At 45.5% G+C, this 12,493-nt stretch carries 10 protein-coding genes; 2 read left to right on the top strand and 8 right to left on the bottom strand.

Features of this window, described 5'->3' with window-relative positions:
* Positions 1-14: 14 nt before the first annotated feature.
* A complete protein-coding gene (locus tag AC3RV5_RS09025; RefSeq protein ID WP_489731590.1) occupies positions 15-1,742 on the top strand; it encodes an SLC13 family permease in 1,728 nt (575 codons plus the stop codon).
* A 111-nt stretch (positions 1,743-1,853) separates the two neighbouring features.
* Here the strand turns inward: AC3RV5_RS09025 and AC3RV5_RS09020 are convergent, their stop codons facing one another.
* The 7 genes from AC3RV5_RS09020 to AC3RV5_RS08990 form a co-directional block, all read right to left on the bottom strand.
* Positions 1,854-2,636, bottom strand: coding sequence for a pseudouridine synthase (locus tag AC3RV5_RS09020; RefSeq protein WP_489732124.1), 783 nt, complete (start codon positions 2,634-2,636; stop codon positions 1,854-1,856).
* 173 nt (positions 2,637-2,809) lie between these two features.
* Positions 2,810-5,644 carry a DUF349 domain-containing protein gene (locus tag AC3RV5_RS09015; protein ID WP_489731589.1) on the bottom strand — a complete coding sequence of 945 codons (2,835 nt, stop codon included), beginning with the start codon at positions 5,642-5,644 and terminating at the stop codon, positions 2,810-2,812.
* Positions 5,601-5,882 (bottom strand): YeaC family protein, encoded by a 282-nt coding sequence (locus tag AC3RV5_RS09010; protein WP_489731588.1) that lies wholly within the window; start codon positions 5,880-5,882, stop codon positions 5,601-5,603. Before AC3RV5_RS09010 ends, AC3RV5_RS09015 begins: the two co-directional genes overlap by 44 nt.
* Positions 5,882-6,208 carry a zinc ribbon domain-containing protein gene (locus AC3RV5_RS09005; protein ID WP_489731587.1) on the bottom strand — a complete coding sequence of 109 codons (327 nt, stop codon included), beginning with the start codon at positions 6,206-6,208 and terminating at the stop codon, positions 5,882-5,884. The genes AC3RV5_RS09010 and AC3RV5_RS09005 overlap by 1 nt, the downstream gene beginning before the upstream one ends.
* An 88-nt stretch (positions 6,209-6,296) precedes the next feature.
* The gene (locus AC3RV5_RS09000; protein WP_489731586.1) at positions 6,297-7,970 is read right to left on the bottom strand and encodes an alanine/glycine:cation symporter family protein; all 1,674 of its coding nucleotides are present in this window, start codon (positions 7,968-7,970) and stop codon (positions 6,297-6,299) included.
* A gap of 68 nt (positions 7,971-8,038) precedes the next feature.
* Positions 8,039-9,172, bottom strand: a complete 1,134-nt coding sequence (locus AC3RV5_RS08995; RefSeq protein WP_489731585.1) for a M14 family metallopeptidase — start codon at positions 9,170-9,172, stop codon at positions 8,039-8,041.
* Between the two features lie 347 nt (positions 9,173-9,519).
* On the bottom strand, positions 9,520-10,971 hold the full coding sequence (locus tag AC3RV5_RS08990; protein ID WP_489731584.1) for a glyceraldehyde-3-phosphate dehydrogenase: 1,452 nt from the start codon (positions 10,969-10,971) through the stop codon (positions 9,520-9,522).
* A gap of 188 nt (positions 10,972-11,159) precedes the next feature.
* Between AC3RV5_RS08990 and AC3RV5_RS08985 the strand changes: the two genes are divergently transcribed.
* Complete coding sequence (locus AC3RV5_RS08985; protein ID WP_489731583.1) at positions 11,160-11,951, top strand: DUF2989 domain-containing protein; 792 nt, start codon at positions 11,160-11,162, stop codon at positions 11,949-11,951.
* A gap of 98 nt (positions 11,952-12,049) precedes the next feature.
* Here the strand turns inward: AC3RV5_RS08985 and msrB are convergent, their stop codons facing one another.
* On the bottom strand, positions 12,050-12,439 hold the full coding sequence (msrB, locus tag AC3RV5_RS08980) for a peptide-methionine (R)-S-oxide reductase MsrB (RefSeq protein WP_489731582.1): 390 nt from the start codon (positions 12,437-12,439) through the stop codon (positions 12,050-12,052).
* Between the last annotated feature and the right edge of the window lie 54 nt (positions 12,440-12,493).

Raw genomic sequence — 12,493 nt, 5'->3', positions numbered from 1 at the left:
GAAAACCACACAATATGGACATTAACCAGTTACTGGTAATAGCGATATTTGCCAGCACATTAGTGGCGCTTATTGGTACCAATAAGCGCCCGTCTGCTATCTTTGCCTGCACAATGCTGGCATTAGTTGCGGGGCAGCAGTTAAGTTTCGCGCAAATTATTGGCAACTTCACCAATCAGGGCTTGATCGCCTTAATTTTATTGCTGATGATCAGTACGGCCGTGGATAAGACATCCCTGGTTAAACGCCTCGGCCGCACCTTGATCACCGCTAGCTTTAATAAAAGTTATTGGCGTCTGTTTGGCTTAACATTTTTCTCTTCTGCCCTGCTAAACAACACAGCAGTAGTCGCCAGCCTTATCGGCCCGGTCAAGCAGAATCAATATCATCCCGCATCCAAATTGCTTATCCCGTTGTCCTATTCGGCCATACTGGGCGGCACGGTAACCTTGATAGGTACCTCGACCAATCTGATTGTTGACAGTTTTTTACGTGAGCATGGTCATCCGGGTTTTGATTTTTGGGACTTTACCTTGTATGGCTTGGTTGCAGGTTTAAGCTGTGGTTTATTAATGTTTTTGTTAAGCCCTCTGTTACCGAAAATTGAGAATAAGAACCGCCAGTACAATAGCTACCTAATCGAAGCTAAGGTTGAAAATTTTTCTGAATTGGTCGGCAAGAGTGTGGAAAAAAATCATCTACGTAACTTACCCGAACTATTTTTAGTCGAAGTCGCCCGGGATGGTAAACTGATCAGCCCGGTCACGCCTGACCTAGTGATCCGGGCCGGAGATAAACTGATTTTTTCCGGTGATATTCATAAGGTCGATAATCTCAGCCATATCAAAGGGTTGACCTTATTCGCCGAATCAAATGGGTTACTGCGGGAAAACCTGACCGAAGTGATTATTTCTAATCGTGCGCAAATCATTGGAAAAACCCTCAAAGGCTTGGGTTTTAGAGCACTGTTTGATGCCGCGGTGGTGGCCGTACGCCGAGACGGTGAGACTCTGTCAGGCAAGTTGGGCGAAGTGAAATTACAAGCGGGGGATTTTTTGTTACTGGCCACAGGCCCAGATTTTGTGCAGCGCCACAACTTAACCAAAAACTTCTTTATCTTGTCTGAGAAAAAAGTCGCCACCAAACTGTTGAAAAAACAGGAGTGGATCACCGTAGGTGGTTTCTTACTGACAGTGGCATTAGCCGCCTTTTCAGTATTGCCACTAGCCACTGGCCTACTATTTTTTCTGGCGGCATTGGTGGCCTCCGGTGTCACCTCAAGTAACGAAATTAAGCGCCACTTGCCGGTGGATTTAATCACAGTGATAGTCGGTGCCCTTTCCTTGGCCGCCGCGCTGGAAACCTCCGGGGTTATCAAACACGTTACCGGCTTACTCTATCCTTATATCTCCGGAAACAGCCCTTTTATCGCACTAGTGACCGTTTACCTGGTCACTTTACTGCTCACTGAAGTAGTGACCAACAACGCTGCGGCGGCACTGATGTTTCCCTTCGCCTACGGGTTAGTGGAAGTATTGGGAGTACCATTGATGCCGTTTGCCCTGGCCGTCGCATTTGCCGCCAGCGCCAGTTTTATCTCCCCTTATGGATATCAAACTAATCTGCTAGTATTTAGTGCCAGTAATTATAAATTAAGTCACTTTTTCAAACTTGGCTTGCCCGTGTCTATCTGCTACTCAACGATCGTCTTGCTGCTACTTAAATACAGCTACCAACTATAGTCGGGCCTCGCAGGTCGGGCCTCGTAGGTCGGGCCTCGTAGGTCGGGCCTCAAAGGGCGCAGGTCGAAGGTCGTACTTAGCACACCCCACAAACCGAACCGAGAGAGATAGTTATCTATCCCGGTTTGTGGTTCGCTGGGGTCTTGAAGCCGGCTTTGGCGATTCCTCACCTAGCTCTAAGCCTGGTTTGTCTTCCGGGGTTTTACTGGACTGCGCCACCGCTGCATTTATTTCGGCCATTTCCTGTGCCGTCAAATCACGCCACTGCCCCACTTTTAGGCCAGCTAAACGAATAGACATAATGCGACTGCGTTTAAGTTTAGTGACATTGTAACCTAGATATTCACACATTCGGCGGATTTGCCGATTCAGGCCCTGGGTCAATATAACGCGAAATACCATACGGCTCTGCATGGTAACAATACAAGGTTTGGTTAGGGTATCCAAAATAGGTACACCGGCCCCCATGGCATGAATAAAACGCTCAGTAAGGGGTCGATCAACTGTGACTATGTATTCTTTGTCATGGACGTTTTCAGCTCTCAGTATCTTATTCACTATGTCACCATCGCTGGTCAAAAAAATCAGACCTTCTGAGGGTTTATCCAAACGCCCAATAGGGAAAATCCGCTGAGGGTGACCTATAGCATCAATGATGTTTCCTTTTACATGCCGCTCCGTAGTGCAGGTGATACCTACTGGTTTATGATAGGCCAGATAGACTCGGTCAGATTTATTAGTGGCACTGGGTTTAATCAGGATATTGTCTACCCGGACTTCGTCATTGGCCAACACCTTAGTGCCCAATTGAGGGATGGCACCATTGATAGTCACGCGGTTTTGTTCGATTAACTTATCCGCTTCCCGACGTGAGCAATAGCCCGAGTCACTGATAAATTTATTTAGTCGTGTGCTGCTGATTTCATTATTATCTGAGTTCAAAACTTACCATTATTGAAGTATTCCCCGGGTATCAACCCGGGCTAAGGCTAAATAAGACAGCAGCAAATTGTGCTACTGCTTCTGCTATCCAGCAACGGGGAAGTCCCGTCGCTAAGGCCGTTCTTCTATTGTTTTATAAAACAGCGTTCCGTTCGATTCAATAACGACACGTCATTGCTCGCTACGGGACCTTGAGCAATCCAGCGTTGTAACAAGTTCGCCTTATCCGCCAATTGGCCATTTTCCAGTTTATCCGCCATTAATTTCAATTGAATCTCTTGGCGTTTAGCTTTATCGCTATCAGGTGATGGCAAAGCTGATATTACTTCAAGCATCAACGTGAGTTCGTGACGCCCTAGAGGATCATCAGACCCATAAGCTTTAAAGGCCTGCTGCCAGACCCCAGGTAAGCCATGGGCCGTTTCCGGTAAGGAGACACTTTGCCACTGTTGCAGTACGGCGAACAAATCGACAAATTTTTGCTCTTTTTGTTTCACAACCAAGCGACTTAACTTGTTTTGTTGCCTCTCAACAATAGCGTTGAACTGAGGTTGTAAAACCGTTCGTACTTTTGGCGGCAATTTGCGCAGCTGAGCATTTAGTGAATCGAGATCCCCTGTGACTGCGTCCAGTAAACTTCTGGTTTGCGCTGAGTCGACTTTGTTTAACATCTCAGTCAAATCTTGTTGAGCAGTTTCAATTTGCAGGTCCTGCTGCTGCTTTTGTTGCGCATTGTGAGCTTTACGTCTGGCAAAAATCCGATCGTTTACCTGCCTGAATTGAGACCACAATTGATTTTCGGCTTTCCGCTCAGTTGGCTCTGCACTATTCCATTTTTCCTGCAGTATCTTTGCTTGTTCAATAGCTTCAATGGCATCCTCCAATTCGAGCAGGTTTTCAGCTTGGGAAATAAGTAGCTGTTTGTATACCGTATTGCGTTGATAATATTGTGCGACTTTGGCTGTAGGTGCAAACTTAGCCGCACGATACTGGGCATTGAGTGTATCGCGTAATTTATAATCTACTTCCCCCAAACCTTGCCATTGTTGTTGTAATTGGCGTAACTTTTTCGCCAGCTCGGCTTCAGAAGCAGATTCTGTTTCAAGATTTTGCAAACATTCAATAATCGCGGATTTTGCAACTAAACTGGCGGCCCGTAATTGTTGCTGGGTGTCGTAATGCTGACGGCAAGGTGCAAAAGCTTGTTCAAGTGTTTCATCGAAGTTAGTGTTAAACACATCATCTTCAGTGGTGCCCAACTGACCTAAGCTATTCCAACGACGACGTAAATCTTTTATCTGATTAGCCTGTTCATCTACGCCTAAGGGTTGCTCGACCAATGTCTTGGCTTGTGCCAACAATGCGGGCTTTCTGGGCTGAGCGATATAAGCCTGCAGTTCTTGCAAATTGTCTATTTCAGCAGTTAATTTTTCAAAGGCGCGAGCTAACTGTGTTTGCTGGGCACTTGGCAGCGCCTGATAGCTTTGTGCCACCCTTTGATAAAGCCCCATTGCCGCCCGGTATTTTCCTTGCTCAATCAAGGTCTCTGCGGCTTTAATTTTACTGCGACAACGACTTACATCCTGAGTCAGTTTGCTAGCAAGGGTTTTGAGCGACTTCTGCCAAATGGCTGACTGCTGCTGCCAGGCGGCTTGCAGTCCAACTGGCCAACTAGCAGTATAGTTGCTGCGTAGGGCATTCCACTCGTGCATCAATGCTCTGTGCTGCTCCTTGGCCTGCAGTACTGCCTTAACGTCATTGGGCAAAGGCAGTGCCCGGAAGTTAGTCAATAAAATATCGGCTTGGTTGATTGCCTGCTGAAATGCCGGTAGATGGTTGTAAGTATGCTGACGCTGGGTTAGCTGGTCATGCAAGTGTTGTAAACTCGATTGGGCACTATCCTTAACCGCTAAGTCGCTCTTCAAGTCTAGGATACGTTTACACCTGGCCTGAATTTCCGTTTGCGCCTGTTCCGTTTGCGCCAGGGTGATCAGTGAAATATCGCCATCCAACATGCCGGCTAACCACACTAACAAGGCTTGGGTATCGGCACTGACCTGTGCTACTTTTTGCACCAACGCCAGTTGTTCTTGCTGTGATTGCCACACAGGGGCCATTTCCGCCAGAAGGGCACAGAGTTTATTGTTTATCTCGGAAAATTTCCCTCTAAATTCCTGCTGCTTAAGCGCCGTTAGGCAGGTGAATTGGCTTTCAAGGGCCGCATAATCAGTCAGCAGTCTTTGTCGAGCAACACTGAGCTGCAAATAGTCTTTGTTATCTCTTAACGCCAACAACCGAGCGAGTAGTAATCTGGTTTTTTTCTCAACCTCTACCGGTTGAGTCTTGTTAAACTGCAAGCTGGTCAATGCATCTTCAGCCAAAGCTTTAACCTGTGGCGACGAGATTTTTTTGATGACTTTTTGCAAGGCCGCTTCGTTATCGGCAAATTTCAGTAACCTCAATTGCAATACTTCGTTGTCTGACCAGAGCAATATAGATAAGGCCAGTGCCGGTTTAGCGATAATATTAAGTAGCTGTACTACCAGCTCTGGCTCCGCTTGCAGCCAATCTTGTCTTAACAGTTTTTCCAGTAACTTGGGATCTTTGCATTCAAGGGCAAATTGGCGCTTTTGCGGCGCACTCATGCACCCGGTCTCATCACTAAATAAAACGTGGTCTACCATCTGTTGGGCTTTTTTAACCACCCGCTCATTTTTAGCGATACCGGCCATTTTATACCACAGGGCAAAACTGTCCAGCTTGATTAAGGCAGCCAAGCTGACATTCACATCGGCATCGTTAAATGCCAGCTCATGTAAGATAGATTTTTGTTCCGGGATGTCGCAGTCGAGTTTGTTGATGGCCGCTATACGTACCTGGGGATTAGGATCTTGATGTTTGGAACGAAAGAGATGTTTAAATATCATGTTGGCTAAACCGCGCAATAGTATTGTCTTCACTGAATTCTTGTTTAAATTGTTGACGACTTTTTTGCACGATTTGGCCGTTTTGACCCACCGTCATATGTTGATCCGATTTCAGTACTTTGGCCTGGTATAACATCACTGCCTGCAGGGTAGTCTCACGCTGGGCATCACTGAGAGGTTGGCCATCGAGCCATTTTCCGGTTTCGATTGCCTGTGACAGTTTTAGATAAATATCCAGGGTCATAGATGCAACCAAGCTATCTGCGTTCATCAATTAGATTTCTTTATTATGATTAATCGAACCCGGTTTATGATGTACCACACAAAACCGATCACTGCTATGCCTATGGCGATATTGTGTTGTAAATCACCAGGTTGTGCCCCGCCCCAATACATAAAGCCAAAACCGGTAACAAACATCAACATGGCGATCAATGACTGGGTTTGGATCTTCTGGCTTTTCAGATATTTTTGCAAATTGCGTTTGCGCGAAATGTCTTCGTTTGTTGCTTCTCCAACACAAAAACCACAGTGCGGACACGAAGGGGATTTGTCCGATATTTTTTTATTACAGGATGGACAATCAACTAATGCCATTTTTCACTCCAATTATTTTACACACGAATGGATTAACACAATATAAAAAGCGCGGTACCAGCCGCGCTTTTTGTCGTTCGACAATACTCTAGGAATCATGCTCTTTTTTGAAATCAATCCAGTACTTGGCCACTGATTCTTTCATTTCTTTACGTAACAAGAATATACCTAATAGGTTAGGTAATGTCATTATCACAATAGCTACGGCTGACAAGGTCCATACCAAGGTCGTATCAGACACAGCAGCCCATACGAAGCCGAATACATAAACGACCCGGTAAGGCATGACCGAACGCGGCCCCAATAAATAGGTCATGGCGCGGTCACCATAATACGACCAGGCAATAGCCGTTGAAAATGCAAACAATAGTAAACCAATTGATACTATATATTTACCTGACTCGCCAAAAAATCCCTTCGTAAATGCCAACGCGGTCAGACTCGCTGAATGAATTAAGGATTTACCGGACACCAGAATCGTTTCTTTGACTAAATTACCGTCCAGCACTTTTAAACGCCCGGTGTATAAGTCATCTTCATTATTCAGGGCATACTTAACGTCCTCAGCTACCGAACGGGCATTAAGTACCGTATACCCCGTGCTGACGGCCCTACCGTTGACTATGTCTATTTCACCGGTAAAGGATTCGACCTCATTGGTATCCAAATTATTTAAATAAGCGTAGAGATGCTGACGATCCTGCTCATTGGTATCGTTGTAGTTCCCGGCAATAATAGTCATATCTGTGCGATCAAATACATTTTGATGTTTTTCTTTCCACACACCGGACGATAAAATTACCAGGCCGGTTAGCGTACAGATGATAATGGTATCGATGAAAGGTTCTAATATGGATACCATGCCTTCAGATACCGGTTCATCGGTTTTTGCCGCGGCGTGAGCAATGGGCGCTGAGCCCTGCCCCGCTTCATTAGAGAATAAACCCCGGTTAACCCCACGGTTAAATGCGTAGGCGATAGTCGCACCCAAAAAGCCACCTGTTGCAGCCGAGCCGGTAAATACGTCACCCACCACGGAGGCCAATGCTGGGCCTATATTTTCAAGGTTAGCAAATATAACCGCCAAGGCGCCAACCAGGTAAATCAGCGCCATCAGGGGCACAATTTTAGACGTTACGGCAGCGATGCGAGTGATCCCACCTAGAATCACCAGGCCCAGTAGTACTCCCAAGATAGAACCGACCACTAAAGGATCGAATCCAAAAGTTGACTCCATACTTGCGGCTATATTGTTGCTTTGCGGCAAGTTACCTGTGCCAAATGAACTGACAACAGTGGCAATTGCAAAGGCAACGGCCAGCCACTTCATATTAAGGCGCCTGTCCATATAGTACATCGGACCACCAGCCATAGTGCCATCAGCGGTTTTTACCCGGTACTTGTGAGACAAAGTCACTTCAACAAACTTGGTCGTCATGCCAAAAAATGCCGTAGCCCACATCCAAAAAAGAGCGGCGGGTCCACCTAAAAAGATGGCAAACGCTACCCCACCTATATTGCCGGTGCCTACTGTACCTGACAATGCAGTAGTCAGAGCGCGAAAATGACTGGTGTCGCCGGGGGAGTCGCTTTTATCATATTTACCTGTCACTACTTTCCAGGCATGACCAAAATAACGCACCTGAGGAAACTTCAAATAAATGGTGAAGAACAAGCCTGTACCAAGCAACAGATAAGGGAACCACCATGCTCCCCCTAACATCCCATCTAACGATTTTAGTAAACCATGAAAGACTTCCACTGTAATCCCCTTAACTTTATTGTTTTATTATTTTTGCTTTTTTGTAAATTGGAGCGTTCAATTGGCAGTTAAATTTGACGTAGCTTGTCAACCACAGCTCTTATCGCCACCAACATATCATCACCTAATTGTTTGCAGCGCATAGGTGACCAGCCATAGGCCGTATCCGGCAACTCAATGTTATCTTTAAATGGCATTTCCAAGGTGTAGGCCAGGCAATCAAACTGGTGACCGACGGCATTAGTTGCCACTGTCATATTGGCTTTGCCCGGCTCATCTTTATCATAACCATAGGTATCTTGAAATTCGGGACTGGCAACAAGTAGCGCGGTCTTAAAATCCTCCTCAAGCTTGGCTAAACGCGTGTTGTAGTTAGGGTTGCCTTCACAGCCAGCTACAAAATTATACGGCAGCGCCTCGTCGCCGTGAATATCCAAAAACAAATCCACCCCGGTTTGTTGCATTTTATGTTTAACCAAAAAGACTTCCGGGCTATTTTCCATACTAGGCTGGGCCCACTCACGGTTTAAATTTGTACCTTTTGCATTGGTGCGCAAATGTCCACGGGCAGCGCCATCAGGGTTCATATTGGGCACCACATAAAACACTGCTTTATCGAGCAGCAAGCGCGCCAACCCGTCATCTTCATCGAGCAAACGTTCCAGCAGCCCCTCAATCAGCCATTCGGCCATAGTTTCGCCCGGATGCTGACGGCCAATGATCCAAATAGACTTTTTACCTGTGGCGGGTTCGCCAATTTGTAATAACGACATGTCCCGATTATCAAGGGTATTGCCTAAAAACACTTGTTTGCAATCGTAATGTTCCTGCGCCCAGGCCAATAAATTAAGGTGTTTCTCATAACTATAAGGGGCGAAATAAGCAAAGTAGATATGCCCCAGTTCTGGCGTATGTTCGATCAATAGGTTGTCGCCATCATAGCGGGTTTCCACCCTAAACCATTCTTGTCTGTCATAGGAAGCAACGGCTTGATAATTTTGCCAGCCATCGGGATAAGCTGAGTTTTTCAAATCAGTAATGGTAAGTTTATGTGCCATTAAAGCAGTGGTATCTAACTTAAAATAAAACCACTGAAAAAAATCTGATTGATTGTCTTTTTGAATAGATAATTGAATGTCGGATTCGTTTACTGCGCGAATAACCTGGATGTTACCGCCGTCAAAATTGCTGCTAATTCTCACTTTTATTTCCCGTGATATTTTACCGTCGACAATTTAGCATAATGTGTTGATAAAAAGCTAAAGCTGCCGGGCTATTACTGTTATTTTTTTGTAACTTACCTTTAGACTTTTCAAATCGTGGTTGTTTGGAGCAAAGAGCTCTGATAATTAAGACAGCACAACAAAGGGTGGCGCAGGTGACCTTTGTGCGCCAGAAAAATAATTTCTGGCGGTCAATTAGCTTAGGGTGATGGTGAAACCAAGGGGTTACGTGACCAAACGATATACAAATTGACCGCCACAAAAACACTTTACGAAAGTGGCCTAGGCAAAGTCTGGTTTAACATCAGGACTTTGCCTAAGGGCAACTATTTACTCAGGGGTAAGGTCGGATAACGTAATCCGGCCATATCCTGCACGACGCGCAAAACCTGGCAACTGTAGCCAAACTCATTGTCATACCATATATACAAGGTTGCCCGATCGCCTGCCACAATCGTCGCCTGGGAATCGACAACCGAAGATGCCCGGGAGCCAACCAGATCCGTGGAGACTATTTCTTTGGACGCGGTAAAATCCACTTGGTGTTGCAAGGGTGAGAACAACGAAACATCACGCAAGAATTCATTAATCGTTGCCTTATCTGTGGTCTGCTTCAGATGCAGATTTAATATCGCTAAAGAGACATTGGGCGTTGGAACACGTATTGAACTGCCGGTTAATTTTCCTTCCAACAATGGGTAAGCTTTGGCTACCGCCTGGGCCGCCCCTGTTTCAGTGATCACCATATTCAGTGCCGCACTTCGCCCCCGGCGATCGGCCTTGTGGAAATTGTCGATCAGGTTTTGATCATTGGTAAACGAATGTACCGTTTCTACATGACCACTGTTGATCCCAAACTGTTCATCCAGAACCTTCAGTACCGGGGTTATAGCGTTAGTGGTGCAGCTAGCGGCTGACAGTATTGTGTCTTGCCCGTGTATATCCTGATGATTGACGCCGTAAACAATATTTTTAATATGTCCTTTGCCCGGCGCGGTCAATAGGACCTTTTTGACTCCCTTGGAAGACAAGTGCTGGCCCAGCCCTTCTTCATCCCGCCACATGCCCGTGTTGTCAATTACTATGGCGTTTTGGATACCATATTGGGTGTAGTCAACTTCTTGGGGTGAGTTGGCGTAAATAACCTGGATATAGGAACCGTTAGCTTTGATGGCGTTACGCTCCTTATCCACGGTAATACTGCCGTTAAAGGGTCCATGCACTGAATCTCTGCGTAACAGACTGGCACGTTTTTCCAGATCCCCTTCTTTGCCGCCCCGAACGACTATGGCTTTTAACCTGAGCTTATTGGTTTTCCCCTGGCGTTCGATTAACAATCTGGCCAACAGGCGACCGATCCGACCGAAACCGTATAATACGACATCCTGAGTCGGATGTTCATCCTTAATATCCACTATATCCACTAATTCTTCACGCAAGTATTGCTCGATACTCTTACCTTTGTGTTGCTCCTGGTAGTGAAAGGCGTAGGCCAGTTTCCCCAAATCGACGTGGGCCGGTGCTAATGTAAGCTGACTGAGCTGTTCGAGTAAGGGCCAACTTTCGCGCAACCGTAATTTGTTTCCTTCTTTTAATCTAACCGTGCGGTGCGCCTTAATGATATCAATCGTACTTGCACCCAATAGCGGTCTACCGTATACAGATACCTCTACCGCTTTATTGCGATACAGGTTGCCCAACAGTGGCAACATTTGTTCTGCATACTCTTGTCTTTCTTGCCAACTGGTTAGTAATGCTTGTTCAGATTGCTCATTCATAATCTATTTAAACTCTTGTGTCTGGGGGGGTTAGGTCATAAAAAGTGACAAGATTACTTGGATCCAGTCAAATTGGCCGGTATTCTAATCAAAGTACCTACTCCCGCCAAATTGTTGAAAATTTACTGATTAAGTCATTTTGCGGTAAAAACAGACGATATATTAGTAATTTAACTACAAGGAAATTTATGCGTTGTATTGCACTTTTTGCCCTATTAGCGATGTTAGGTGGCTGCGATTCATTATTCCCCATGACCGCCACCAGAATTTGTGATGAACATGTGCAATTCTGTTCCGACCTAAATCCGGATGGTTGGTGTCTGGCTCAGAAAAGCCAAATCATCAAACATCGCTACCAGTACCAGCTGGCCCCGAGTGAGTTGCTGGATTATTATTTACTGGAGGATTTTGAGAGGTATAAGGTTTGCATTAGTAGGGCCGCACAAATCGAACATATTAGTCAAAACGACAAACAGGCCAGGCGTATGCAAGCGGTTATGGTAGCTGAGCGTGAGCTGAAACGACTAACCCGCAAAACCCGGCATTCATCCGAACCCCACCTATTACTGTACCACTGGTCACGTTATGGGGATAAAACTGCATTGACAAAATTTCTGGCCCTGGAATCCCAAGACAAGCTTAATACCCCCAGCTTGCAGCTAGGATTAGCTTCTTATTATGTGAAGTTTAATCAGCACAAGGCCAAACAGGCCCTATACAAGGCAATAGAACTCACGCCTGCAAAGACTGAAATGCATAGTGAGATTTTCAGCAGTCTAAGCACCATCAACATGAAACAGGATAATTATAAGGATGCCTACATTTGGGCTTATGTGGCCAAAGATTTCGATGTTGCGGACATTGATTTGGGTCAGATCACCCGAAGGCTTAAGTCCACAGATAAGATACAAACCTTGGAAAAAGTGGCCAAAAGGTACATTGAACAAATCCAGGACAGGGAATTCAAAGCACCTATATAGCGCAAAAAACAAACAAATAGTGAAACAAACTTTCAGAAATTAAATGATTTTTTTATCAGTTTGCCGCATTAAACACCTAAGCTCAGCATTTAATGCGATTATTTTTGTTTGGGCGTGAATTGTAGCGACACAGAGTTTACACAATAGCGCTGACCGCTAGCCGTGGGTCCATCATTAAACACATGGCCTAAATGAGCATTACAATGCCGACAGACAATTTCGATACGCTGCATGCCATGGCTGGTATCACTATGATATTCAACATTTTGCTCAGGGCTAGCCGCAGAAAAGGATGGCCAACCGCAGCCAGCATCGAATTTGTCTTTGGAGTCGAATAATTTTTCACCACAACAACGGCAGACATATTCGCCCAGAGCATTATTGTCCAATAGTTCGCCGCTAAAAGGGCGCTCAGTTCCCTTTAACCTTGTTACTCGGTATTCTTCTGCGGACAGTTTTTCTTGCCATTGCTGTTCGGTTAATTTCATATATTGGCCTCTGGGTCAGAACTAATATTAACGAGTATAGTGCTTTTCGGGACC

Source organism: Paraglaciecola sp. IT1134, from assembly GCF_058068185.1.
The sequence above is the reverse complement of the archived record's forward strand: the minus strand, read 5'-3'. Positions and strand labels throughout refer to the sequence as shown.